The sequence below is a fragment of the Rhizobium sp. 57MFTsu3.2 genome (assembly GCF_012932765.1).
GTDB lineage: Bacteria > Pseudomonadota > Alphaproteobacteria > Rhizobiales > Rhizobiaceae > Rhizobium > Rhizobium altiplani.
This window is the reverse complement of sequence record NZ_JDWI01000031.1, coordinates 22,423-44,862: the sequence shown is the minus strand read 5'-3', so window position 1 is coordinate 44,862 and position 22,440 is coordinate 22,423. Positions and strand designations below refer to the sequence as shown.

27 protein-coding genes are annotated in these 22,440 nt (G+C 60.6%); 14 read left to right on the top strand and 13 right to left on the bottom strand.

What is annotated here, in order from left to right:
* The first annotated feature begins 63 nt into the window (after nucleotides 1-63).
* Nucleotides 64-1,164: a branched-chain amino acid aminotransferase gene (locus AF71_RS25455; RefSeq protein WP_018858644.1), complete on the top strand. Its 1,101-nt coding sequence runs from the start codon at nucleotides 64-66 to the stop codon at nucleotides 1,162-1,164.
* 235 nt (nucleotides 1,165-1,399) lie between these two features.
* On the opposite strand, the gene AF71_RS25450 is transcribed toward AF71_RS25455, so the two are convergent.
* Nucleotides 1,400-1,849: a YidB family protein gene (locus tag AF71_RS25450; protein WP_018858645.1), complete on the bottom strand. Its 450-nt coding sequence runs from the start codon at nucleotides 1,847-1,849 to the stop codon at nucleotides 1,400-1,402.
* A 152-nt stretch (nucleotides 1,850-2,001) separates the two neighbouring features.
* Between AF71_RS25450 and AF71_RS25445 the strand changes: the two genes are divergently transcribed.
* Both AF71_RS25445 and AF71_RS25440 read left to right on the top strand, forming a co-directional pair.
* The gene (locus AF71_RS25445; RefSeq protein ID WP_007534948.1) at nucleotides 2,002-2,259 is read left to right on the top strand and encodes a GlsB/YeaQ/YmgE family stress response membrane protein; all 258 of its coding nucleotides are present in this window, start codon (nucleotides 2,002-2,004) and stop codon (nucleotides 2,257-2,259) included.
* Nucleotides 2,260-2,350: 91 nt separating this feature from the next.
* Complete coding sequence (locus AF71_RS25440) at nucleotides 2,351-2,938, top strand: class I SAM-dependent methyltransferase (protein ID WP_018858646.1); 588 nt, start codon at nucleotides 2,351-2,353, stop codon at nucleotides 2,936-2,938.
* A gap of 48 nt (nucleotides 2,939-2,986) precedes the next feature.
* Here the strand turns inward: AF71_RS25440 and ilvC are convergent, their stop codons facing one another.
* From ilvC to AF71_RS25425, 3 genes are all read right to left on the bottom strand, one after another.
* A complete protein-coding gene (gene ilvC, locus AF71_RS25435) occupies nucleotides 2,987-4,006 on the bottom strand; it encodes a ketol-acid reductoisomerase (RefSeq protein ID WP_169683752.1) in 1,020 nt (339 codons plus the stop codon).
* A 45-nt stretch (nucleotides 4,007-4,051) separates the two neighbouring features.
* Nucleotides 4,052-4,717: a TetR/AcrR family transcriptional regulator gene (locus AF71_RS25430; protein WP_026371979.1), complete on the bottom strand. Its 666-nt coding sequence runs from the start codon at nucleotides 4,715-4,717 to the stop codon at nucleotides 4,052-4,054.
* 143 nt (nucleotides 4,718-4,860) lie between these two features.
* Entirely contained in the window at nucleotides 4,861-5,766 is a 906-nt protein-coding gene (locus AF71_RS25425; RefSeq protein ID WP_169683751.1) for an AraC family transcriptional regulator, read from the bottom strand.
* A 189-nt stretch (nucleotides 5,767-5,955) separates the two neighbouring features.
* On the opposite strand from AF71_RS25425, the gene AF71_RS25420 reads away from it, so the two are divergent.
* A complete protein-coding gene (locus tag AF71_RS25420) occupies nucleotides 5,956-7,002 on the top strand; it encodes an NAD(P)-dependent alcohol dehydrogenase (protein WP_169683750.1) in 1,047 nt (348 codons plus the stop codon).
* A 46-nt stretch (nucleotides 7,003-7,048) separates the two neighbouring features.
* Here AF71_RS25420 and AF71_RS25415 read toward each other — a convergent pair whose 3' ends face one another.
* Both AF71_RS25415 and AF71_RS25410 read right to left on the bottom strand, forming a co-directional pair.
* Nucleotides 7,049-8,320, bottom strand: coding sequence for an NAD(P)/FAD-dependent oxidoreductase (locus AF71_RS25415; protein WP_169683749.1), 1,272 nt, complete (start codon nucleotides 8,318-8,320; stop codon nucleotides 7,049-7,051).
* Between the two features lie 129 nt (nucleotides 8,321-8,449).
* Nucleotides 8,450-8,914 (bottom strand): Lrp/AsnC family transcriptional regulator, encoded by a 465-nt coding sequence (locus AF71_RS25410; RefSeq protein WP_018858652.1) that lies wholly within the window; start codon nucleotides 8,912-8,914, stop codon nucleotides 8,450-8,452.
* Nucleotides 8,915-9,074: 160 nt separating this feature from the next.
* On the opposite strand from AF71_RS25410, the gene AF71_RS25405 reads away from it, so the two are divergent.
* The 4 genes from AF71_RS25405 to AF71_RS25390 all read left to right on the top strand — a co-directional run bounded on the left by AF71_RS25405 (nucleotide 9,075) and on the right by AF71_RS25390 (nucleotide 12,753).
* Nucleotides 9,075-9,794, top strand: a complete 720-nt coding sequence (locus AF71_RS25405) for an aspartate/glutamate racemase family protein (protein ID WP_169683748.1) — start codon at nucleotides 9,075-9,077, stop codon at nucleotides 9,792-9,794.
* Nucleotides 9,795-9,860: 66 nt separating this feature from the next.
* Nucleotides 9,861-10,778 carry a helix-turn-helix domain-containing GNAT family N-acetyltransferase gene (locus AF71_RS25400; RefSeq protein WP_018858654.1) on the top strand — a complete coding sequence of 306 codons (918 nt, stop codon included), beginning with the start codon at nucleotides 9,861-9,863 and terminating at the stop codon, nucleotides 10,776-10,778.
* Between the two features lie 61 nt (nucleotides 10,779-10,839).
* Nucleotides 10,840-11,457: a TetR/AcrR family transcriptional regulator gene (locus AF71_RS25395; protein WP_018858655.1), complete on the top strand. Its 618-nt coding sequence runs from the start codon at nucleotides 10,840-10,842 to the stop codon at nucleotides 11,455-11,457.
* A 66-nt stretch (nucleotides 11,458-11,523) separates the two neighbouring features.
* Complete coding sequence (locus AF71_RS25390) at nucleotides 11,524-12,753, top strand: MFS transporter (RefSeq protein WP_112661148.1); 1,230 nt, start codon at nucleotides 11,524-11,526, stop codon at nucleotides 12,751-12,753.
* Here the strand turns inward: AF71_RS25390 and AF71_RS25385 are convergent.
* Nucleotides 12,739-13,155, bottom strand: a complete 417-nt coding sequence (locus AF71_RS25385; RefSeq protein WP_018858657.1) for a helix-turn-helix domain-containing protein — start codon at nucleotides 13,153-13,155, stop codon at nucleotides 12,739-12,741. The two genes, AF71_RS25390 and AF71_RS25385, sit on opposite strands and share 15 nt — an antisense overlap.
* A 119-nt stretch (nucleotides 13,156-13,274) precedes the next feature.
* Between AF71_RS25385 and AF71_RS25380 the strand changes: the two genes are divergently transcribed.
* A complete protein-coding gene (locus AF71_RS25380; protein ID WP_169683747.1) occupies nucleotides 13,275-14,162 on the top strand; it encodes an SDR family oxidoreductase in 888 nt (295 codons plus the stop codon).
* Between the two features lie 54 nt (nucleotides 14,163-14,216).
* Here the strand turns inward: AF71_RS25380 and AF71_RS25375 are convergent, their stop codons facing one another.
* Nucleotides 14,217-14,969: a pyridoxine 5'-phosphate synthase gene (locus AF71_RS25375; RefSeq protein ID WP_113471416.1), complete on the bottom strand. Its 753-nt coding sequence runs from the start codon at nucleotides 14,967-14,969 to the stop codon at nucleotides 14,217-14,219.
* A 426-nt stretch (nucleotides 14,970-15,395) separates the two neighbouring features.
* On the opposite strand from AF71_RS25375, the gene AF71_RS25370 reads away from it, so the two are divergent.
* Complete coding sequence (locus AF71_RS25370; protein ID WP_018858660.1) at nucleotides 15,396-16,085, top strand: MerR family transcriptional regulator; 690 nt, start codon at nucleotides 15,396-15,398, stop codon at nucleotides 16,083-16,085.
* Nucleotides 16,086-16,102: 17 nt separating this feature from the next.
* Here AF71_RS25370 and AF71_RS25365 read toward each other — a convergent pair whose 3' ends face one another.
* A complete protein-coding gene (locus AF71_RS25365; RefSeq protein WP_018858661.1) occupies nucleotides 16,103-17,230 on the bottom strand; it encodes an ATP-dependent RecD-like DNA helicase in 1,128 nt (375 codons plus the stop codon).
* 146 nt (nucleotides 17,231-17,376) lie between these two features.
* On the opposite strand from AF71_RS25365, the gene AF71_RS25360 reads away from it, so the two are divergent.
* The 3 genes from AF71_RS25360 to AF71_RS25350 are packed head-to-tail and all read left to right on the top strand — an operon-like array spanning nucleotide 17,377 to nucleotide 19,062.
* Nucleotides 17,377-17,757, top strand: a complete 381-nt coding sequence (locus AF71_RS25360) for a hypothetical protein (protein WP_018858662.1) — start codon at nucleotides 17,377-17,379, stop codon at nucleotides 17,755-17,757.
* A gap of 10 nt (nucleotides 17,758-17,767) precedes the next feature.
* The gene (locus AF71_RS25355; protein ID WP_113471414.1) at nucleotides 17,768-18,283 is read left to right on the top strand and encodes an RNA polymerase sigma factor; all 516 of its coding nucleotides are present in this window, start codon (nucleotides 17,768-17,770) and stop codon (nucleotides 18,281-18,283) included.
* Nucleotides 18,280-19,062: an anti-sigma factor gene (locus AF71_RS25350; protein WP_018858664.1), complete on the top strand. Its 783-nt coding sequence runs from the start codon at nucleotides 18,280-18,282 to the stop codon at nucleotides 19,060-19,062. The genes AF71_RS25355 and AF71_RS25350 overlap by 4 nt, the downstream gene beginning before the upstream one ends.
* A gap of 3 nt (nucleotides 19,063-19,065) precedes the next feature.
* Here AF71_RS25350 and AF71_RS25345 read toward each other — a convergent pair whose 3' ends face one another.
* The 4 genes from AF71_RS25345 to AF71_RS25330 all read right to left on the bottom strand — a co-directional run bounded on the left by AF71_RS25345 (nucleotide 19,066) and on the right by AF71_RS25330 (nucleotide 21,404).
* Nucleotides 19,066-19,437 (bottom strand): nitrile hydratase accessory protein, encoded by a 372-nt coding sequence (locus tag AF71_RS25345; protein ID WP_169683746.1) that lies wholly within the window; start codon nucleotides 19,435-19,437, stop codon nucleotides 19,066-19,068.
* Nucleotides 19,424-20,083, bottom strand: coding sequence for a nitrile hydratase subunit beta (gene nthB, locus AF71_RS25340; protein WP_018858666.1), 660 nt, complete (start codon nucleotides 20,081-20,083; stop codon nucleotides 19,424-19,426). Before nthB ends, AF71_RS25345 begins: the two co-directional genes overlap by 14 nt.
* A complete protein-coding gene (gene nthA, locus AF71_RS25335) occupies nucleotides 20,080-20,715 on the bottom strand; it encodes a nitrile hydratase subunit alpha (RefSeq protein ID WP_026371980.1) in 636 nt (211 codons plus the stop codon). The genes nthB and nthA overlap by 4 nt, the downstream gene beginning before the upstream one ends.
* 95 nt (nucleotides 20,716-20,810) lie before the next feature.
* Nucleotides 20,811-21,404 carry a LysE family translocator gene (locus AF71_RS25330; protein WP_018858668.1) on the bottom strand — a complete coding sequence of 198 codons (594 nt, stop codon included), beginning with the start codon at nucleotides 21,402-21,404 and terminating at the stop codon, nucleotides 20,811-20,813.
* Nucleotides 21,405-21,565: 161 nt separating this feature from the next.
* On the opposite strand from AF71_RS25330, the gene AF71_RS25325 reads away from it, so the two are divergent.
* Nucleotides 21,566-22,414: an aldo/keto reductase gene (locus AF71_RS25325; protein ID WP_018858669.1), complete on the top strand. Its 849-nt coding sequence runs from the start codon at nucleotides 21,566-21,568 to the stop codon at nucleotides 22,412-22,414.
* Nucleotides 22,415-22,440 lie beyond the last annotated feature (26 nt).

Below are 22,440 nucleotides of genomic sequence, written 5' to 3'. Positions count from 1 at the left end.
CAAGACCCACTCCGTGGCAGTAGTGTCGCCGCCACTATCAAATATGCTATGAAGGTGCCAGCAATGCCCGCGTCGTCGAACACTCCTGAAATCAAGATCGAATTCCACACGTCGCCGGTCTCGGACGCCGACCGAATTCAGGCCCTGGAGTCGCCCGGCTTTGGCAAGGTCTTCACGGATCATATGGTTCTGGCTCGGTGGACTCCTGACAAAGGGTGGCACAATGCGAAGGTAACGCCCAGGCGGCCCTTGGAACTCGATCCTGCCAGCGCGGTGTTGCACTACGCGCAGGAAATCTTTGAGGGCATGAAAGCCTACAGGGCGGACGATGGTCGCATTCTGCTCTTCCGGCCTGAAGAGAACGCCCGCCGCTTCGCCCAGTCAGCCATCCGCATGGCGATGCCTCCCGTGCCGGACGAACTTTTCCTGAAGGCGGTGGAAGAACTCGTCCGTGTTGATAAGGACTGGATTCCATCGGGCGACGCCAGCCTGTATCTTCGCCCCTTCATGTTCGCCAACGAGGCATTCCTGGGTGTTCGTCCGGCTCAGGAATATATCTTCTGCATTATCGCTTCTCCGGTCGGCGCCTACTTCAAAGGTGGAGCAAAAGCGGTCTCCCTTTGGGTCGAGACCGAATACACTCGGGCGGCCAACGGCGGCACCGGTGCTGCAAAATGCGGAGGAAACTACGCCGCAAGCCTCATCGCGCAGGCCGAGGCCTCGAAGAGGAATTGCGATCAGGTCGTCTTTCTCGATGCGGCAGAGCACCGCTGGGTCGAGGAACTCGGCGGGATGAACGTATTCTTCGTGATGAACGACGGATCCGTCGTCACGCCACCGCTCGGCGGCACGATCCTGCCGGGCATCACCCGCGCCTCGGTTATCGTTCTCGCCGAAGAAAAGGGCTTGCGCGTCGAGCAGCGCCCCTACTCGTTCGCGGAATGGCAGGCCGATGCCGTCAGTGGCAAGCTCGTGGAAGCCTTCGCTTGCGGCACTGCAGCGGTACTCGCGGGCATCGGCCTGGTGCGACACGCTGGTGGCGAATTCCTGATCGGAGACGGACAGACCGGGAAGCTCACCACCGAGCTGCGCCAGGAGCTGGTCGGCCTGCAGAAGGGCGTGACGAACGATGAGCGTGGCTGGACACGCCGCATCCTGGTCTGAGGTCAGCGGCCGCAAGTAGTCGGCCCAGCAATTCAGAAAACTCGAAAACCGGGCAACGCCCGGGGCAACGCCCGGTTTTTTTGTGGCCGGACCAGAGGAAGAGCGCAGAGAGGCGCGAGGCTTCGGCCGGTCGCAAAATCATCAGGGGCGGCATGGAAAAAACACTCGTTCGCCCCGCTTCCGACCGGGAAACGGGGCGAGTCTTCTGCGATACTGCAGCTCGATCGTACCGCGCTCAGGAACGGAACAAGGAGGCGATCTGCTCTTGTGTCGGCAGTTGGCCTCTGGGTGTCAGCTTGTCGACCACTCCGGGCAGGACTGTCGAAAGTTGATTCAGGAGTTCTTGCTCACTGATTCCCGCCTGGCGTGCGAGATCGCTGATCGTCTTCGACCCAAGCGCATCGTTGAGGCTGCCCGGCGCGATCGGTTTGTTCTGTCCGGGCTGGACCCAGGAATCCACCGTATCGCCCTGCCCGGCCTCCGTCAGCTTGCCGAGAAGACCACCGAGACCGCCGAGCCCACCAAGAAGCCCGCCGTCACCAGCTTGGGGATTAGCCTGCTGAGCGGCTGGATCCGTCTGGCTGCCTCCAGCACCAAGAAGCTTTCCCACTAGTAACGCGCCAAGCGCGACCATGATCGGCTTCGAGATACTTCCGCCCGGAACGGCGTCATCAAAAATACCCATGACATCCTCCTTTTCGGTTGCTTCATTTCATTGAACAACAACTGTAGAATGAAAGAACAAGGTTCTCGCGAACCTTGAATTCCCCGACGAGCTATTTAGCTTAAACGGGAAGATGGTCTGAATATTCAACCAATCAAGGAGGGGAATGGCAGATGTCTGTTATCGGGTGGATTATCCTTGGATTGATCGCAGGATTCATCGGCAGCAAGATTGTGAACAAGTCGGGCGCAGGCATGCTGATGGACATCGTCCTCGGCATCGTCGGAGCGATCGTCGGTGGCGTCATCTTCAGCTTCTTCGGCGCATCCGGCATAACGGGCTTCAATATCTACAGCCTCGTTGTCGCCGTCATCGGCGCGGTCGTGGTTCTTTGGCTGTACCACGCCATCAGCGGGCGCCGTTCCATCTAGCTCGCTCTTTTGTATCGACGGAATGAGCGCTGCCTCAAAGGCGGCGACCTTATGCGTGTAACTCCGGCCTTGGGTCATTGGGCGAACGATCATGGCAGACGAGAGTACATCTTCATTCTATGACGACAACGCGGCCACCTATGCTTCGCGGCAACGCACGCTGCCGGTTCGACGCCTAGACGCTTTTCTGTTGATGCTGCCGCCAGGTGCAGCCATCCTCGATCTGGGATGCGGCGGCGGACAGGACAGCGCCTACATGCTGTCAAAGGGCTTCGATGTCACGCCAACGGACGGATCGCCGGCGATCGCGGAGCAGGCCGAAACCTTTCTTGAGCGTCCCGTCGCGGTGTTGCGCTTCGAGGATCTGGACGAAGAGGAAGCCTTCGACGGCGTCTGGGCCGAGGCCAGCCTGCTGCATGTCCCCCGGGCAGACCTCCCTGATGTGCTGGAACGGATCCGCACGGCGCTGCGGCCCGGCGGCGCCTTTCACGCCACCTTCAAGGCGGGCGAGGCCGAGGGGCACGACGGCTTCGGTCGCTACTACAACTATCCGTCGGCGGAACTGCTTTCGGAAATGCTGAGCAATGGCGGCTGGCACAACATTGTGATCAGCGAAGGCGATGGGACCGGCTACGACGGAAAGCCGACCCGCTGGCTTGCGGTACGGACGCAAAAATAAGGCCGGAGCTTTCGCCCCGGCCCTGCTGACTCAGCAGTGTGAAACCGCTTAGTTGACGGACTTGTCGACCAGCTTGTTCTTGCCGATCCAAGGCATCATGCCGCGCAGCTTCGCGCCGACTTCTTCGATCTGGTGGCTGTCGTTCATGCGGCGGATGCCCTTGAAGCGCGAACCCCCTGCCTTGTACTCCTGCATCCAGTCGGACGTGAACTTGCCGGTCTGGATGTCGTGCAGGACGCGCTTCATTTCAGCCTTGGTTTCAGCCGTGATGATGCGCGGGCCGGTGACGTATTCGCCCCACTCGGCCGTGTTCGAGATCGAGTAGTTCATGTTGGCGATACCGCCTTCATAGATCAGGTCGACGATCAGCTTCACTTCGTGCAGGCACTCGAAGTAGGCCATTTCAGGCGCATAGCCGGCTTCGACCAGCGTTTCGAAACCAGCACGGATCAGTTCGACGAGACCGCCGCAGAGAACGACCTGTTCGCCGAAGAGGTCGGTTTCGCACTCTTCGCGGAAGTTGGTTTCGATGATGCCCGAACGACCGCCGCCAACGCCGCAAGCGTAGGAGAGAGCGAGTTCGAGAGCGTTGCCGGAAGCGTTCTGGTGAACGGCAACGAGGCAGGGAACGCCGCCGCCCTTCTGGTATTCGCCGCGAACCGTATGGCCCGGGCCCTTCGGCGCGATCATGACGACGTCGAGCGACGCCTTCGGCTCGATCAGGCCGAAGTGAACGTTGAGGCCGTGTGCGAAGGCGATTGCAGCGCCGTCACGGATGTTGCCGGCGATTTCGCCCTTGTAGATGTCGGCCTGCAGCTCGTCAGGCGTTGCCATCATGATCAGGTCGCCCCACTTGGCAGCGTCGGCAACGGTCATGACCTTGAAGCCGTCGGCTTCTGCCTTCTTGATGGTTGCCGAGCCAGCCTTGAGAGCGATCGTCACGTTGGCATGGCCGCTGTCCTTGAGGTTCAGCGCGTGCGCACGGCCCTGGGAGCCGTAGCCGACGATGACGACGTTCTTCGACTTGATGAGGTTGAGATCTGCATCACGATCGTAATAGACGCGCATTTGAATTTCCTTCCCTTTGCTTGTCCTGTGACTTGTAAGAGGGGATCAGCCGACGAGCGGCATCTCCGCCAAAACCTTTTCCGTGCCATAGAGGCGCAGGAAGGCGGAAACCGCCCTCTCCGCCTGACGCGCGGTATCCTTGAGACCCGGCTCGCCGAGCAGCATGCGAACATGCAGATCGGAAACGATCAGGCCATAAAGCGTGTGATATGCCTCGTCGGCATCATGGAAGCGCAGCAGCCCAGCGCGCTTGCCGGAATCGATCAGCCCCATGGCGCGGCGATCGATCTGACGGCGACCCCGCTCCAGAAGCAGCTTGCCGAGCTTGGAGCCGTCGCGATGCGACTGGCCGATGGCGAGACGGTTGAGCGCCAGCGAGACATCGCCGGCGAGAACTTCAAGCAAATCCTTTGAGAAGATGACGAGGTGGTCGTGGAGGCTCGCCGACGTCAGCCGCTCGCCATTGCGCTCGAAGGTGCGCACCTTGCTCGCCTGATAGGCGATCATCGCGGACAGCAGGCCGTCGCGGTCGCCGAACCACTTGTACAGGCTTTCCTTGGAGCAGTTCGCCGCGCGCGCAACGCCCGATGTCGTCAGCGCCTTCTCGCCGCCATCGACGAGCAGCTGCAATGCCTGCTCCAGGACGGCGTTTTGGCGCGGCGAAAACTCGCTGGGCTCCAAATTATCGACGGACACGGCCTCACTCCCAATAGTACCGTACGGTACGGTTCGTAGGCTTTATGCTGCAAACCACTGTGCGCGTCAAGCGGCATGGCACGAAAATTTCAGCGTCCTTGCGCGATATCGACGCGACCGTCGCTACGCTCCAACCGCCGCCGCCGACAGCGCATTACTCAGGCGCCGTCAGCGGGCTCGCGCGCCGCCTCGACGTCTCTCACCGGGGACATGCCATAGACGCGGCTGTATTCGCGGCTGAACTGCGACGGGCTCTGATAGCCGACACGATGCCCCGCCGTCCCTGCATCCAGCCGCTCGATCAGCATCAGACGCCGCGCCTCATGCAGCCGCAGCTGCTTCTGGTATTGCACCGGCGTGATCGCGGTGATCGATTTGAAATGGTGATGGAAGGACGACACGCTCATGTTGACCTGCTCCGCGAGGTCCTCGATGCGCAGCGGCTGGGCAAAATTCTGCCGCAACCATGCGATGGCGCGTGCAATGCGGTTGCCGTGACTGTCGGCGACCGCAATATTGATCAGCCGGCCACCGTCCGGGCCGGTAAGAACCCGATATAGAATCTCCTGCTCTATCAGCGGCGCCATCGCCGCGATGTCCTTTGGACTATCGAGCAAACGTAGCAGCCGCACTGCCGCGTCCAAGAGCTCTGGCGTCGCGACATTTACGACGATCCCGCGTCCTCCAACGGGCGCGGTTGGCCGCGGGATTTCGGCGCGGCTCAAGAGATCGAGAACCTTCTCGCTGTTGATGGCGAGCGTCAGGCAGAAATGCGGAACCTCGGGGCTTGCCTCCACCACTCGCCATGTCACCGGCAGGTCGAGCGATGTCAGCAGGTAGTCGCCAGGCCCGTAATTGATGACGTCGGTGCCAAGGCGCAGGCTCTTGGCGCCTTGGATAACAAGGGCGATGCAAGGGCGGTAGCTGCCGTGGCAGGGGGCGCTTGGTGAAGTGCGCCGACTTATCCCCACGCTTTCGATCGCGGTCCTGCACTCCCCGTCGTCGCCAAGATGGCGCGCGGCAATGGAGACGATTTCCTGATAGGGATTGAACGGCAGAGTCATACGAGCGAACCCTTTATGTATCGCCTCGGAGAGATGCGCACTATGTAGGACAGCTTTGCTCCCGCGAGAATAGGCCCGCCTGTCACTTTTGCAGGATCGTGCAAGAAGCTCGGAGTATCGCTCTAACGCATCGACATCGATCCGGTGCATGGTCTGCCATCACCTCAGCAACCCGAAAGGAAGTCTCAGATGGCCATTGCAAAAGGCTATGCTGCCACCGACGCGTCCAAGCCGCTTACGCCCTTCACCTTCGAGCGCCGCGAACCCAATGCCGATGACGTCGTGATCGACATCAAGTTCGCCGGCATCTGCCATTCGGACATCCACACCGTCCGCAACGAATGGAAGAATGCGGTCTATCCGATCGTGCCGGGCCACGAGATCGCCGGCATCGTCTCGGCCGTCGGCTCGGCCGTCACCAGATTCAAGGCCGGCGACCGTGTCGGCGTTGGCTGCTTCGTCGACAGCTGCGTCGGCTGTGCAGCCCGCGACCTCGACCGCGAACAATATATGCCCGGCCTGGTCGGCACCTACAACGACTTCGAAGCCGATGGCAAGACGCGCACTCAAGGCGGTTACTCCGACTCGATCGTCGTCAAGGAAGGTTACGTCATGTCCATTCCGGACAACCTTCCGCTCGACGCCTCGGCCCCGCTGCTCTGCGCCGGCATCACGCTCTACTCGCCGCTGCGTCACTGGAATGCCGGACCAGGCAAGAAGGTCGCAATCGTCGGCATGGGCGGCCTCGGTCACATGGGCGTCAAGCTCGGCGCGGCCATGGGTGCTGACATCACCGTCCTCTCGCAGAGCCTTTCCAAGAAGGAAGACGGCCTCAAGCTCGGTGCCAAGGAATACTATGCGACCAGCGACGAGGAGACGTTCAAGAAGCTTGCCGGTACATTTGACCTGATCATCTGCACGGTCAGCGCCGAGATCGATTGGAACGCTTATCTTGGCCTTCTGAAGGTGGACGGTGCATTTGTGGTCGTCGGCATCCCGGAAAACGCGGTCCCGGTTCATGCATTTTCGCTGGTCCCGGGCCGCAAGAGCATTTCCGGCTCGATGATCGGCTCAATCAAGGAAACCCAGGAAATGCTGGACTTCTGCGGCAAGCACAACATCGTCTCCGAGATCGAGACGATCAACATCCAGCAGGTCAACGAGGCCTATGAACGCGTTCTGAAGAGCGACGTTCGTTACCGCTTCGTCATCGACATCGCCTCGCTGGCAGCTTGATAATGGGAAAGGGCGGCCTTGAGCCAGCGGCCTTGAGCCGCCCTTTCTATGCGCTGCTATCGTCGCGCATCGTTTCCTTCTGGGTGATCAACCGCGCGCTGTGCTGGCCGCTCAGGTAAATCCAGAGCCAACTCCAAGCCACGGCAAAACGCGAACGCGTCCCGATCAGGAAGTAGATGTGGGCGATGCCCCATATCCACCAGGCGATCCAGCCTTTCAGCTTGATCCGACCGAAATCGATGATGGCCGCGCTTCGACCGATCGTCGCAAGACTGCCCTGATGGCGATAGCGGAACGGTGCGGGCGCAGGGTTTCCCGCAAGACGCGCGCGGATGACCTTTGCGACATAAGCGCCTTGTTGTTTGGCCGCAGGCGCGATCCCCGGGACGGGAGCGCCACTTTCCCGAATGACGGAAGCCGTGTCGCCGACAACAAAGACATCCGGATGCTCCGGTGCCGTCAAATCCTTCTCGACGACGACGCGCCCTGCTCGATCGGCCGGAACACCGAGCCACTTGGCTGCGGGCGATGCCTGTACGCCTGCAGCCCAGACGATCGTGCGGCTCGGAATGAACTCCTCGCTCGTCTCGACACCGTCTGCCGTGCACTCCAGGACACGCTCGCCGATATGCAGCTCGACGCCGAGTTCCTGGAGGGCTTTGCTGGCATAATCGGAAAGCTCCTCGGCAAAGGTCGGAAGCACGCACGGCCCCGCCTCGACCAGCACGACCCGTGTCTTGCGCGTATCGATATTGCGGAATTCGCGCGGCAGGGTCTTGCGTGCAAGCTCGGCGATGATCCCGGCAAGCTCGACCCCCGTCGGCCCGGCGCCGACGAGAGTGAAGGTCAACAATGCGTCGCGCACGGCAGGATTGGTCTCGGTCTCCGCCCGCTCGAATGCGAGCAACATGCGCCGGCGGATCGTCGTTGCATCCTCCAGCGTCTTCAGACCGGGGGCCACCGCCTCCCAGTCGTCTCGCCCGAAATAGGCGTGCGTTGCTCCCGTGGCGAGGACGAGCGTGTCATAACGCAACGTAGTGCCGTCGCGTAAAGAAACTTCCTTTACGTCAGTATCGACACCGACGACTTCGCCCAGCAACGTCGTCACGTCTTGGCGGTCGCTATAGAGATGGCGAATGGGCCAGGCGATCTCAGAGGTGGAAAGGATTGTCGTCGCCACCTGGTAAAGGAGCGGTTGGAAGAGATGATGATTGCGCCGGTCAATCAACGTGATCCGGATGCCCGCACCCTTTAGATCGTTGACCAACTGCAGGCCGCCGAAGCCGCCGCCGACAACCACAACATGGTGTTCGCTCATGAGCTGCCTTTCCGTGCCACTTCGCTATAGCCAATGTCGTTGGTCGCGCGCGGCTTTCAATCACTGTTTGGGCATAGCTCGCCTGCTCTAGGCGGTAGTCACGAATGCTCAATTTGGTGTCGGGGTCAATCAGTCTGCATAGGCAACAGGGATCGATGTCCCGCTTTTCAGCAATTCCATCGATATGGACGCGGACACATCGAAGAGTTCGATCTTGCGGACGATCTGCTTATAGATCACGTCGTAGTGCTCGACGCGTGGGAGCACGATCTTCAGAATATAGTCGTGGTTGCCGGTAAGCCGATGCGCCTCGACGATCTCCGGTATGCTGCTGATCGCCCGGCGAAACGCCTCGATCCACTCGTCGGCATGGTGTGCCGTCTTGATCAGCGCAAATACCGTCGTCGGCACGCCCATTTTCTCGCGGTCAAGCACCACGATCCGCCGCGCGATATGGCCGCTCTCCTCCAGCCGCTGGATGCGGCGAGAACAGGCAGAGACCGATAGTGCGACCCTTTCAGCAAGCTCCGTCACCGAAATGCCCGCATCGGTCTGCAAATATTCTAGGATTCGTCGATCGCGGTCATCAAGCATGGTGCCTCGGAAATTTCACGGCTGCAGTTTGCGCAGTTTGGAGATTATACGCAAAAATGCAGCGCCAATGAAGAGTTTGAGACAAAGAAAGCAAACCATTTGCGCGAGGTTCGATGCATGATCTCGCCACTACGAAATTCCAGACGGGAGCATAACAAAAATGCAGACAATCGGACTAATTGGCGGAATGAGCTTCGAAAGCTCGGCGGTCTACTATCGCCTGATCAATGAAATGGTACGCGAGCGCCGCGGCGGGCTCACGTCGGCTGACCTCCTGATGCATTCCATCAATTTCGACGAGATCGTCTCCATGCAGAAGGCGGGTGACTGGGACTCTGCAGCAAGCCGGCTCGGCGACGTGGCTCTGCACCTGCAGATTGCCGGCGCCCGCTGCATGCTGATCTGCACGAACACGATGCATCTGATTGCCGATCAGGTCGCCTCCCGCATCTCCGTGCCGCTGATCCACATCATCGACGAGACCGCGAAGTCTCTGAAGGCAGCCGGGCGCAAGCGCCCGCTCCTGCTCGCCACACGATACACCATGGAACACGGTTTCTATGCCAATCGCATGAAGAGCCTGGGCGTTGACGTCGTGGTTCCCGAAGCCGCCGACCGCACGTCCGTCCATGACATCATCTTCAATGAGCTCTGCGCCGGCAAGGTGCTCGACAGCTCGCGCGACAAGCTCATGCAGATCATCGAACGCGAGCGCGCCAAGGGCGCGGACAGTATCATTCTCGGCTGCACGGAAATCTGCCTGATCCTTGACCCGAAGCATCTGCCGCTGCCGGGCTTCGACACAACCGAGATCCATGCTCGCGCCGCCGTCGAGTTCGCACTTGGCGACGAACAAGCACGCGTGATCGCGGCTGCTTGAGTCAACAAATTAGTTGACTCAGTCAAATAAAAGCAGGACAAAATCTCCTATCAGGAGGTTTTGTCCATGTCTGACCCTGGCTTGATCGACGCTGCCCGCGACTTCAATCGTTTCTACACGAGCTTCCTGGGGGTCCTGAACCGGGCCTACCTCGACACCGATTTCACGCTGACGGACGCGCGCGTCCTCTTCGAGATCGGCTCGCGCAAGGGCGTCACCGCGGTCGCGTTGGCACGCGACCTGCAACTCGACCCCGCCTATCTCAGCAGAATTCTCAAACGCTTCCGCTCCAATGGCCTGATTGAAACAACGGCCGATCCCGACGACCTGCGCAGTCAAATCATCAACGTCACCACCAAGGGACATGATCAATTCGAGGAACTGGGCCGTCGCTCCAACACTCAGATAGCAGAGCGCTTCGCTAACCTCGTCGACGGCGAACCGCAAAGCGTCGTAGCCGCGATGAGTGCCATTCGGGGGCTATTGGATCCCGAGGCCGCGCGCCCACCCTTGATCATCCGCGCACACCGGCCCGGCGACATCGGCTGGATCGTCCAAAGCCAGGGCAAGGCTTACGCCGGGGAATACGGCTGGGACATGCGCTTCGAGGGCCTCGTTGCAGAGGTCGCCGGCAAGTTCCTGGCGAATTTCGATCCGTCGAAGGAGTATTGCTGGATTGCCGAGCGTGGAGGCATCAACGTCGGCTCGATCCTTGTCACCAATGGTGGCGATGGCGTTGCGAAGCTTCGCCTGCTCTATGTGGACAAGGCGGCGCGCGGCCTCGGACTCGGCAAGATGCTGGTCGACGAATGCATTCGCTTTGCCAGGGCAAAGCAGTATCGACAGATATCGCTATGGACGAACGACATCCTGCATGCCGCGCGCGGCATATATTTGAAGGCCGGTTTCCGCCTTGTCTCCGAGGGGAGACACCGGATGTTCGGCCCTGAGGAAAACGGCCAAACCTGGGTTCTTGATCTCTGATTTGCTGCGTCGCAAAAGTTTCCCTTGATTTGGAAACGATCATTTCCTAATTAAGTCGACCATGACCACGGCGACCCTCACTGAAACGATCAGGACACGCGGCAGACCGCGCGAATTCGATCGCGACGCAGCGCTCGACAGGGCGCTCCAGGTATTTTCCGAGCGCGGCTATCATGCCGCGTCGATCAGCGAGCTTACCGAAGCCATGGGCCTTGCCTCCGGCAGCGTCTACAAGGCGTTCAAGGACAAGCGCGGCATATTCCTCGCAGCCTTCGACCGATACCGCGCTGTTCGTCGCGGCCTTCTGGACGCACGCATGGCGAAGGCCGCAACCGGCCGTGAGAAGATCCGCGAAGTCTTGGCCCACTATGCGCTCTCCTCGCATGGTGCCTCCGGTCGGTGCGGCTGTCTTGTCGTCAGCAGTGCGAACGACCTGGCGCTTTTCGACGAAGAGGCCGCAGACCGTGTCGCGGCTGCGTTTGCAGCCAACGAGGCGCTGATCCGCGATCTCCTCCGCCTCGGCCAAAGCGACGGCTCGATCGCCGCGAACGTTGACGTCGCCGCCACCGCCCGTACCCTGCTTTGCGTGACCAATGGAATGCGAGTGGTTGGCAAAACGGGGCGTAGCGAGGAAGAAATGGTCGCTGTCGCCGAGATTGCAATGAAACTTCTTGCGTAAATCGGGTTGCGACCGACCCGCCTCACGCGCAACCTTTTTGATGATCCGATAGCCCCGGAGCCTAATATGAGCCTTTCGACCACCACGCGGGAAACCGTCGCGCCGCAGACGATCTCGCCTTTAATGACGTTTCTTTTTGCGGCCGCCTGCGGACTGGTCGCGGCCAATCTCTATTACGGCCAGCCGCTTGCCGGCCCGATCAGCGCATCCCTCGGATTCACTCCGGCGGCAACCGGCTTGATCGTCACCCTGACGCAAATCGGCTACGGCCTCGGCCTTCTGCTGATCGTTCCGCTCGGCGACCTCCTGGAAAACCGCAGACTTGTGCTGACGCTGATCGCCATCTCTGCGGTTGCTTTGGTCGGCGCGGCACTGTCCTCGACACCGATGATGTTTCTACTAGCGTCGCTCTGCATCGGCCTTGCATCCGTTGCCGTCCAGGTACTTGTTCCCTTTGCCGCCCACATGGCGCCGGACGCTACGCGCGGCCGCGTCGTCGGCAACGTCATGAGCGGCCTGCTCTGTGGCATCATGCTGGCGCGGCCCTTCGCCAGCTTCGTTGCCGAAGCAACCTCCTGGCACATGGTCTACTTCGTGACCGCGGCGCTCATGATCGCGCTCGTTGTCATCCTGAGAGCCAACCTTCCGGTCCGTGTTCCCCACACCAGACTGAGCTACGGCAGACTGCTCGCCTCGATGGCGGATCTTGCCCTCCATTCGCGCATTCTTCAGCGTCGCGCGCTCTACCAGGCCGGGATGTTCGGTGCGTTCAGCCTATTCTGGACCACGACGCCCCTGCTGCTCGCAGGCCCTGAGTTCGGGCTGACGCAGAATGGCATCGCCCTGTTCGCGCTGGCTGGCGCGGCTGGTGCCATTGCGTCGCCAATTGCCGGGCGGCTCGCCGATCGCGGACTGACGAAGGCTGCCTCGACGCTAGCGATGCTGCTTGGAATGTCGGCCTTTCTCATCAGCCAGTTCGCAACCGATGGGTCGCTGACGGCGCTGCTTTTGCTGACCGCTGCAGCAATACTGCTTGATTTCGGCGTAACCACCAATCTGGTCTGCGGCCAGCGAGCCGTCTACGCGATCAGCGCCGAGCATCGCAGCCGCCTGAACGGTCTCTACATGGCGACGTTCTTTACGGGCGGTGCGATCGGATCCGCCGTGGGCGGCTGGGCCTACGCGACCGGCGGCTGGACGATGACCGCGTGGATCGGCTTCTGCTTCCCAGCCTTTGCGTTCCTTCTGTTCCTGACGGAAGGCCGCGGCCGGCAGGCAGTCTCAGAGGCTGGCTGAATCGAATCGGAGCCGGGCGGCGCGAACCGCGTCATGGTTTGCCTCCGCCCAGTTCAGTAGCAAGGCGAGCGTGCTGTAAAGCGAGCGGCCGAGATCAGTCATCCGGTACTCGACGCTCGGCGGTTTCGTCGGAAACACTTCCCGCTCGATGTAACCGTCACGCTGCAGATCCCTTAGGGTCTGTGTCAGCATGCGCTGCGAGATATCCGGAATCATCCGCCGTAATTCGCCGAAGCGATACGGACGTTGCGACAGCGCCTCGAGCATCAGTGTCGACCACTTGCCGCCAATCTGCTGCATCATGTCCCGGACCGGGCAATTGTTGAAGTCGAGGTTGCTGAGATCGACGTCTCGACGAATGCCGGGGGCCTTGTTCTTCAGGTTGACGACGGCGCCACTCATTCTTGGTTCCCTTTTGGTAACGTAGAGCCAAAAAACTGCCTTCTTTACAGCGCGCAGTCAATTCCTAATCTAGAGCTTCTCTCTTTTTGAGACCAACAGCAAACCTAGAGGAAAGACACATGAGCGAGACCATTCTCATCACGGGTGCGGCCGGCCAACTCGGCCAGCGGATCATCCATCACCTGCTTGAGACCGAAAAGGTTCCAGCGGCAAATATCATCGCCGCGACGCGCGATCCGGCCAAACTCGCGGACCTTGCCACAAAGGGTGTCATCACCCGCAAGGCCGATTTCGACGACGCCGCCTCGCTCGAATCTGCCTTCAAGGGCGTCGATCGGTTGCTGATCATCAGCACCGACGCACTCGCCGTCCCCGGCCTACGTCTCAAGCAGCACAAAGCGGCAGTGGACGCGGCAGCCAAGGCAGGCGTGAAGCACATCGCCTACACCTCGATGCCCTCGCCCGATAAATCTCTGGTGACCTTTGCACCCGATCATCTTGGCACCGAGAATGCCATGAAGGCCACTGACATCCCCTACACGATCTTTCGGAATGCCTGGTACATGGACAACTATCTCCATGGCATGCCGCACAATCTCCAGTCGGGAAACTGGTACACGAGCAGCGACGGCGGCAAGGTTGCGAACATCTCGCGCGAAGACTGCGCGCGGGCAATCGCAGCGTCCCTTGCCTCCGGCAGCGATGAAAGCGCGACCTATACGCTGACCGGAGCCGAATCGCTGAGCGCCGACCAGATCGCCGCGGTCCTCTCCGATGCGGTTGGAAGGCCGTTGAAGGCCGTCAGCGTCACGGATGAGCAGCTTGGCCAAGGCATTCGCGGCGCGGGTCTTCCCGATTTCGTCGCGGACATGCTGGTCTCAGCCGACGCCAACATCCGCGCCGGCAACTTTGATCTGGTAACGGCGGATTACGAGACGCTGACTGGCAACAAGCCTCAAACGCTCAAGGGCTTCTTCGTCGCACACAAGACCGCCCTCACGGCCTGAGTCGGTCGATAAAGCCCGCTTCGCACCACCGGAGCGGGCTCACTCATGCAGTTCTCAGATCTTCTGGCCGCATGCGCGGCAGAACCGCCGAACCGTTTCGGCCATGCCGAATTCCAGCGCGTCCGCCGTCAGCCCGTGCCCGATGGACACTTCCGCGAGTTTCGGAATGCGCTTTAAGAGCGGTGGCAAATTCGCAACCGTCAGATCGTGCCCCGCATTGACGCCCAAGCCGATCGCCAGCGCCGCGTCCGCTGTCTCACCTAGCGCCTCGAGGATTGGCCCTACCCGTTCAGGCGCATCGTAGCAGCCGCCATATGGCCCCGTATAAAGCTCGATCCGGTCAGCACCGACCGCCTTGGCAATCGCGACGGCCTCGGCGTCCCCATCGCCATCGGCAAACAGCGATACGCGCGTGCCCATCTTCTTCAGCCGCGCAATGACATCAGTCAGGAAATCGCGGTGCTTGCGGAAATCCCAGCCATGATCAGAGGTCGCCTGTGAGGGGTCGTCCGGAACCAGCGTGACCTGCTCGGGTGCCACCCCAACGCAGAGATCGAGAAACTCCTCGGTGGGATAGCCCTCGATATTGAATTCGGCGTTTGGAAATTCGTCATCGATCAGATTGCGGATGATGGGCAGGTCCGAGAAACGGATGTGTCTTTGGTCGGGTCGCGGATGGACCGTCAATCCGCTCGCGCCGGATTGCAGCGCAATCCGCCCCAACCCCTCTACACTGGGCCATGGAAGATCGCGGCGGTTGCGCAGCATCGCGACGGCATTGAGATTGACGGAAAGCGTAGTCTGCATGGCGGGATTCCACTGAAGCGAAGGATGATCGTTTCTAAGCCAACGAGTCGGCATCGGCCAACGAGATTCGTACATGGATGCATGTGAATCTGTGATGACGCGAGCGTTTGGTCCGTCAACGCGGCGGCTGAATGTAGATCTGGTTTGTTCTTCGCGCTTTAAACGATCAAGCGTTTCTCCAGCGCTGATTTCTCGCGAGAAACGCGTCACCTGGGGCAGCTTTCCCGCCGGATTGCGCTGTAAATTAAAAGTCACTAAATTTGATACTAACAAAATACGTCAATCACGAGTAACGTAAGCTCGCGATATCGAAGCAAACACCGCCAGTTGCTTTGATGCCTGAACAGGAACGATCAAGAAGGAACCCCACTCAACCGCACCCTTTTTGCAATTTGCAGACGCACAATGAGCACAACGGGAGGGACCATGGCAGAAGGTTACAAGCAGGATTTCACGTCAGACCTCGCGACACAAACACGAGCGCGGCACCGTTTTCTTCCTTCTGCGGCGCTCCGCCCCGCAGATTTGCCCCGCGGGCGAGTTCCGATCGCCGACATGGCCAATGCCTTTGGCGTCACCCACCGCACACTCCACTTCTATGAGGAAAAAGGGCTCATTTCGGCCAGCCGAATCGGCCTGATGCGCGTCTATGAACCGGGCGACGTGATGCGCATGGCTGTCATCAACGCCTGCCGCGAGGCTGGAATGGCGGTTGCTGTGATCCAGGATTTGATGAGCGACCTCATAGAAGCCGACTCGCAGGAGGCTGCCGAGGCTCTGTTTCGTGACGCGCTCGTGACCCGCAAACGCGAACTCAGCGCGGAAATGTCCACATTGCATCGGCAGATGCAGCAGGTGAGCGACCTGCTCGACCGCGAGGCAGCCGAGGAGCAGCTTCTCAACGATAATCAGAGCGGCTCGATGCTCACGGATCAGGAGTTGCGGTGCCTGGCGCTGATGGCGGCAGGGCTTTCCACGCAGCGTATTGCGCGCACCCTCGACCTTCGAAATGACGATGCACAGTCACTTGAGGCCGGCATCATCCAGAAATTCCACGCCAACAATCGTTTTCAAGCCATAGCCAAGGCCGTCATGCTCGGCGTCGTCCAGGTCTGACGCCCCCGGAAAATCGCCTAGCGCACAATCGTCAGGGTTTCCGCCGCGCGCGTGATCGCTGTATAGAGCCACCGTTCGCGTGTATCGCGGAATGCCCAGCTTTCATCGAACAACACGACGTTGTTCCACTGCGAACCCTGCGCCTTGTGCACCGTCAGTGCATAGCCGTAGTCGAATTCGTCGTAGCGCTTGCGCGTGTTCCAGGGAATCTCACCCTCGACATCCTCGAAAGCCTGCTTCAGCAGTTTGATCTTCGCCGCGCCGCGATCCATGTCGTCATCCTCGGGCCGGACCAGCAGGTTGATGCCAGGCTTCGTCGTCTCCTTGGACGACGTCATCACCTGCCAAAGTGAGCCGTTGAGCAAGCCCTTTGCCGGATCGTTGCGCAGGCAGACAAGCTTGTCGCCCGTTTGCGGATATTCGGTCGCAAAACCCTTCAGCTCGCGAAGACGCTGATTGTATCGGCGTCGCGTGCGATTCGTGCCGACGAGCACCTGATCGGCATCGAGGACCAGCGACTGGTTCACCTCGCCCTTCGAGATGACCCGCGCGGTACCGTAGTCTCCGTAGCTGACTTCGTTGCCCTCACGCACCTGCATTGCAAGCTGGATGATCGGATTATCGCGCGCCTGGCGGTGAATGTCCGTCAGCAGATAGTCCGGTTCCTGATTGGTGAAGAAGCCGCCGCCCGACACCGGAGGCAGCTGCCCCGGATCTCCAAGCACCAGGATCGGTGTGCCGAAGCTCATCAGGTCGCGGCCCAAAGCCTCGTCCACCATCGAGCACTCGTCGACCACGATCAGCGCAGCCTTGGCGACTGGGCTCTGACGGTTGATGGAAAACATCGGCGCAATGGAAGTTTTGCCCGTCTCCTCGTCCTCGACAGCCTCCTCGCCGCGCGGACGATAGATCAGCGAATGGATGGTCTTCGCGTTGCTGGCGCCGCGCGACCGCAGCACCTGGGCCGCCTTGCCCGTAAACGCGGCAAACAGTACGTCACCATCCACATACTCCGCGAAATGCCGCGCAAGCGTCGTCTTGCCCGTACCGGCATAGCCGAACAGACGGAAAAGCGGTGTCCGCCCTTCCTTCAGCCATTGGGAAACGGCCCTGAGGGCTTCATCTTGTTGCGGAGCAAATTGCATCGTGGATCGACTTGGCAGGATTCGCCTGACATAGGCAACCCTGAAATCCGCGCAAGCGGGCAATCGAAAGGGAATAAAATCGGCATCGATGGTGTCTCATGTCAGGCAACGCAATCAAGCGTGCCCTACACGTGAGGAGAGAGCCCATGAAATCCGCAAAGATGCTGATCGCCTTTGCCATTGCATCCGCCGCCGCAACGTCCGCATTTGCGGCCCCGCCCGTCAAGGCCGTAAAGTCCACCAAGGGCGAGGTTCTTGCCGGCGAAAACGGCATGACCCTCTATACCTTCAAGAAGGATAAGATGGGTGTCTCCAATTGCTACGACGATTGCGCCAAGAACTGGCCGCCGCTGAAGGCCGCTAGCGACGCGAAGCCGGAGGGTGCATATTCGATTGTCGAACGGAAAGACGGCAGCAAGCAGTGGGCCAAGGACGGCATGCCGCTTTATTTCTGGGTGAAGGACAAGAAGATGGGCGATATCACCGGTGACGGTGTCGGCGGCAATTGGGATCTCGTCAAACAGTGAGCGAAGCGACGTGAAGGCACCAGGTCACGACACGTTCGAGGGCCAGATCCTGGCCCTCCTTCCCTCGCTCAGGCGTTACTCGCGGAGCCTCACCCGCTCCGATGCAGACGGGGAAGACTTGCTGCAGGATTGCCTCGAGAAGGTGCTCGCCCGTCACGGACAATGGCGGGGGCTGAACCTGCGCGGCTGGGTGCTGACGATCATGACGAACCTCTATCGCAACAGCCGTCGCCAGACGGGTCGCGCGCCGTTCGTGGAACTCGATGGCGCCGAGGACATCGTATCCGTCGATCCCGCTCCCGATCCGCTCGAGCGATCGCGGCTGGAGGATGCATTAAATAGCCTTTCGGAAGAAAACCGCGCTGTGCTGATGTTGATTGTCATCGAAGGCTATACCTATCAGGAGGTTGCGACCGCACTCGACATCCCGATCGGCACGGTTATGTCGCGCCTGTCACGCGCACGCCAACGGATGGGAGAGCGCATGAAGGCAGACAATGTCATTACGCTTCGGAGACCGAAATGAACGAGATCAACCAGACCGTGACCGAAGCGGATCTTCACGCCTTTGCCGACGGGCAGCTTCCCGAGCAGGCCCGCGCACGCATCGAGGCGTGGCTCACTGACAATCCGGGCGATGCAGCCAGAGTGGCGGAATGGTCCGCGCAAAATGCCGAGATCCGATCGCTTTTCGCGGACTATGAAAAATCCACGGACGCCGACATAGCGCTCGTCACTGGCCGGACACGCCCAGCAAACTGGCCGAAGCGCCTGGCGGCGGTGGCTGCGATCATAGCGGCTTTCGGCCTGGGAGCCTTGAGCGGCCACTACGGCCCAGCACTGTTTCAAAAACCGGATCTGCAACTGACGGAACTCGAAACCCTGCCCAACGAAGCCCGCAACGCCTTCCTGGTTTATGCCGGTGAAGTCCGCCATCCCGTCGAGGTCTTTGCCAATGAGGAAGCCCATCTGGCGACCTGGCTCGGCAAGCGGCTTGCCATTCAAAACTTGCGGGTTCCGAACCTGCAGGAACTCGGCTTCAAGCTGGTCGGCGGGCGACTGTTGCCCGTCGAGGGCAGGCCGGGTGCAATGTTCATGTACGAGGATCCGGCCGGCGAACGACTGACGGTCCTCGTCGGGCGCAAGGCTGATAACAGGTCGACCAGTTTCCGCTTCGCGTCATCGGGCAATGTCGAAACCTTCTACTGGATCGACGGCGAACTCGGCTACGCCGTTACCGGCGAGATTCCGCGCGATGTGCTGAGAAAAGTCGCCGAGGAATGCTACAGGCAGTTTCCGTCGTAAGCCTCAGCGCAGCGGGTCGTTGGCAAGCTCGATCGGCTTGCCGTGCGGCGTCGCCTCCGCCGCCCGCTGCCAACTCTTCTGCAGATCGAGGATCATGTCGGCGTCAGCGACGCCGAGTTTGACGAGAATTGCCGAAAGCGCCGCCACCCAGCAATCGAAATAGTCGCGGCCGTCTTCGGCGCGGCCGGGCTGGTGCAATTCCCGTGATAGCGTCTCAGCCCATTCGTTCCACGTAAACAGGCCCCGTTCGTGCAGATGCACTGTTATCGCGAAGGCTTCCGCAGCCCATGGCTCAGGAAAGACCGGCTCTCCATCGGGCGATTTCGGCAGCTGCGGCGATTGCGCCAGCGGCGACCGCGTCTCACACTGGCTCAAGATAGCTCTCCCAGGCATCGATCGAGATGCAGAGCGTCGGATCCGCTCCCTCACCCCAGATTTCGCCGCCGTCGAACAAGACCGTATAGACCCATTGAGGGTTCTCGCCCTTCCCATGGGCGTTGTCGTCGGGGAAGACGAAGGAGCCTTGAACAGCTTCTACCACGCCCAATTTTGAGCGTGCATAGCGCGGCAGCCGCGTATGTGTCGTCGGATTGAAATTCCTGGTTCGAACACTGTCCCCCACGGAGAAGCGTGGCGGCGTCGCCACCGGTCGGTCGCAGGGACCACCCTTGGCGAGCACGCCTGCCACCATGTCGGCCTTCAGGACACGCTTCGGCGTCGCGCCATCCATTTGCTTGTGACCGGCGTTGATCTCCTCGGCCGTCACAAAGCCATGGCGCCGCAGCAGCACCTCCAGCGCCCGCGTCCAGATCTCGTAGTAGCTCGCGCCAAGATAACTCGCCGGTGGAATGCTTTCGCGCGTATGCCGGCTCTCGTCGATATTCCAGGCGCCAAAGGCGCCGCTGGAAAGCGTAAGGCCGAGCGCACGCTTCTCCCACTCCGCATGGAAATACGGCTCGTCCCTTTCGGGCGCGACAGGGCCGAAACCCATCTGACCGCCAAGGTCGTGCGGGCCGTTCATGCCGCATCTCCTGGCGCGGCAGCCAATCCCGTTCCGATCATCGCATCGCGACTGACGAGATCTGCAAGCTGCTCCTCGCTCCATCCATCCGTGCCCGCCGGCCGCTCCGGAATGACCAGATAGCGGAGCTCCGCCGTCGAATCCCATACGCGGATCTTCTTATCCTCGGGCAAGGTCACGCCGAATTCGGCCAGCACCCCGCGCGGATCGATAACTGCCCGCGAACGGTAGGCGGGGGCCTTGTACCACACGGGCGGCAGGCCGAGGACCGACCAGGGGTAACAGGAGCAAAGCGTACAGACGACGAGATTATGCGTCTCGTCCGTGTTGAACACCGCGCGCATGTGCTCGCCCTGACGCCCGGCATAGCCAAGGCTCGCGATCGCCGCCGTCGCGCCGCGCCGCAGCCACTCCGCGAATTCAGGATCGTTCCATGCCCTGGCGACGACACGCGCACCGTTTCGTGGGCCGACCTTGGTCTCGTAGGTCTCGACGATCGCATCGATCGCCGCCGGATCGATCAGTCCCTTCTCCGTCAGAACCGTCTCCAGCGCCCTCACCCGCGCCTGCATGTCGGTATAGCGGTTGTCATGGTCATGGTCGTGGTCGTGATGGTGATCGTCGTCGTGCACGAGATAATCCTCCGCCAATGGGCGGCTTATCTTTAAGCGCTTGTAGCCGGAGCGCCAAGCCCCACTCAGGATGTCGTCGAAGCCTGCCGCAAGCTCTATTTCAGCATCGGCCAAAGGCTGAGCACCAACAACACGGCCATGGTGATGTTGAACCATTTGAGCCGGACGGGATCCGACAACCAATCACGCAGAGCCGAGCCGAACCCCGCCCAGGTCGACACGCTCGGCAGATTGACCAGCGCGAAAGCGAAGCCAACGATCAAAACACTCGCAAAGTAGATATTCGGGATCGTGTAAGTCGCCATCGCGGTAACAGCCATGACCCATGCCTTCGGGTTGACCCACTGGAAGGCTGCCGCCGACAGGAACGACATCGGGCTGACACCGCTCTTGCCTTCGTCTAGCGACCGTGAAGTCGCAATCTTCCAGGCGATCCACGCAAGATAGGCGCCACCGGCAAATTTCAGCGTCAGATAGAGAGCCGGCACCGCATGCAGCAGCGCCCCAAGCCCGAATCCGACGCCGATCAGCAGCGAGAAGAACCCTGCCCCGATCCCCAGCATATGCGGAACGGTGCGCCGGAAACCGAAATTCACGCCCGATGCGAAGAGCATCATGTTGTTGGGGCCAGGCGTTATCGATGTGGTAAAGGCAAACAGGACGAGTGCCAGAAATGTATCCAGCGGCATGAGACCTCCCGGAGGCCCGCGGTTGGTCCGGCGGGACTTTTCGATTTAGGTCAATCTAACTGACCTAAATCCACCGCTCCATGCTATCATTGTCATGGTGACACGATTGGTTGAAAGATTGGCGCGCCTCCCAATCTTCTTCGAAAACCGGAACGACCATCATGCGAGACGACGCCATCCCAACCATCAGCTTTCCCAATGGTGCAGAGGTTCCAGCCATCGGCCAGGGCACCTGGAACATGGGAGAGAGATCTTCCGAGGCCAGGAGCGAGATCGAAAGCCTGCGCGCAGGCCTCGATCTCGGGATGACGCTGATCGATACCGCGGAAATGTATGCCGACGGCGGCGCGGAGAAGATCGTTGGCGAGGCGATCCGGGGCAGACGGGATGAGGTGTTTCTCGTCAGCAAGGTGTATCCTTGGAACGCCACCCGGACGGGAACGATCGCAGCCTGCGAACGTAGCCTATCGCGTCTCGGCACGGATCGGATCGATCTCTATCTGCTTCACTGGCGCGGCGACCATCCGCTCGCTGCTACCGTCCAGGCTTTCGAGGAACTGAAAGCATCCGGCAAGATCGGCGCCTGGGGTGTTTCCAACTTCGATGCTGACGACATGGAGGAACTGCGGACCGTTCCCGCCGGAGGGAACGTCGCAGCCAACCAGGTTCTCTACAACCTGTCACGCCGAGGCGTTGAATATGATCTGCTGCCCTGGTGTCAGGAACGTCGGATCCCGATCATGGCCTATTCACCGATCGAACAGGGGCGCATTCTGCATCATCCGGAACTGATCCGCGTCGCCAAGGCCTATCAGGCAACGCCGGCGCAGGTGGCACTTGCCTTCCTGCTGGAACGCGACGGCGTGATCGTCATCCCGAAAACGTCGAACGCTGCCCGCGCCGCCGAAAACCGGGACGCAGTCTCGCTCGACATTACCGACGAGGACTGGGCGGCGCTCGATGCCGCTTTCCCGCCTCCGGCAAGAAAAAGGCCGCTGGAGATGCTCTGATCTCCAGCGGATTTTGATGGCGCGGG

Coding starts and splice junctions, on each gene's coding strand:
- AF71_RS25385 (WP_018858657.1), bottom strand. CDS start 13,155: ATGAGTGGCGCCGTCGTCAACCTGAAGAACAAGGCCCCCGGCATTCGT.
- AF71_RS25420 (WP_169683750.1), top strand. CDS start 5,956: ATGGCCATTGCAAAAGGCTATGCTGCCACCGACGCGTCCAAGCCGCTT.
- AF71_RS25425 (WP_169683751.1), bottom strand. CDS start 5,766: ATGACTCTGCCGTTCAATCCCTATCAGGAAATCGTCTCCATTGCCGCG.
- AF71_RS25390 (WP_112661148.1), top strand. CDS start 11,524: ATGAGCCTTTCGACCACCACGCGGGAAACCGTCGCGCCGCAGACGATC.
- AF71_RS25375 (WP_113471416.1), bottom strand. CDS start 14,969: ATGCAGACTACGCTTTCCGTCAATCTCAATGCCGTCGCGATGCTGCGC.
- ilvC (WP_169683752.1), bottom strand. CDS start 4,006: ATGCGCGTCTATTACGATCGTGATGCAGATCTCAACCTCATCAAGTCG.
- AF71_RS25455 (WP_018858644.1), top strand. CDS start 64: ATGCCCGCGTCGTCGAACACTCCTGAAATCAAGATCGAATTCCACACG.
- nthB (WP_018858666.1), bottom strand. CDS start 20,083: ATGAACGGCCCGCACGACCTTGGCGGTCAGATGGGTTTCGGCCCTGTC.
- AF71_RS25365 (WP_018858661.1), bottom strand. CDS start 17,230: ATGCAATTTGCTCCGCAACAAGATGAAGCCCTCAGGGCCGTTTCCCAA.
- AF71_RS25410 (WP_018858652.1), bottom strand. CDS start 8,914: ATGCTTGATGACCGCGATCGACGAATCCTAGAATATTTGCAGACCGAT.
- AF71_RS25415 (WP_169683749.1), bottom strand. CDS start 8,320: ATGAGCGAACACCATGTTGTGGTTGTCGGCGGCGGCTTCGGCGGCCTG.
- AF71_RS25380 (WP_169683747.1), top strand. CDS start 13,275: ATGAGCGAGACCATTCTCATCACGGGTGCGGCCGGCCAACTCGGCCAG.
- AF71_RS25400 (WP_018858654.1), top strand. CDS start 9,861: ATGTCTGACCCTGGCTTGATCGACGCTGCCCGCGACTTCAATCGTTTC.
- AF71_RS25395 (WP_018858655.1), top strand. CDS start 10,840: ATGACCACGGCGACCCTCACTGAAACGATCAGGACACGCGGCAGACCG.
- AF71_RS25445 (WP_007534948.1), top strand. CDS start 2,002: ATGTCTGTTATCGGGTGGATTATCCTTGGATTGATCGCAGGATTCATC.
- AF71_RS25370 (WP_018858660.1), top strand. CDS start 15,396: ATGGCAGAAGGTTACAAGCAGGATTTCACGTCAGACCTCGCGACACAA.
- AF71_RS25325 (WP_018858669.1), top strand. CDS start 21,566: ATGCGAGACGACGCCATCCCAACCATCAGCTTTCCCAATGGTGCAGAG.
- AF71_RS25450 (WP_018858645.1), bottom strand. CDS start 1,849: ATGGGTATTTTTGATGACGCCGTTCCGGGCGGAAGTATCTCGAAGCCG.
- AF71_RS25440 (WP_018858646.1), top strand. CDS start 2,351: ATGGCAGACGAGAGTACATCTTCATTCTATGACGACAACGCGGCCACC.
- AF71_RS25360 (WP_018858662.1), top strand. CDS start 17,377: ATGAAATCCGCAAAGATGCTGATCGCCTTTGCCATTGCATCCGCCGCC.
- AF71_RS25405 (WP_169683748.1), top strand. CDS start 9,075: ATGCAGACAATCGGACTAATTGGCGGAATGAGCTTCGAAAGCTCGGCG.
- AF71_RS25330 (WP_018858668.1), bottom strand. CDS start 21,404: ATGCCGCTGGATACATTTCTGGCACTCGTCCTGTTTGCCTTTACCACA.
- AF71_RS25350 (WP_018858664.1), top strand. CDS start 18,280: ATGAACGAGATCAACCAGACCGTGACCGAAGCGGATCTTCACGCCTTT.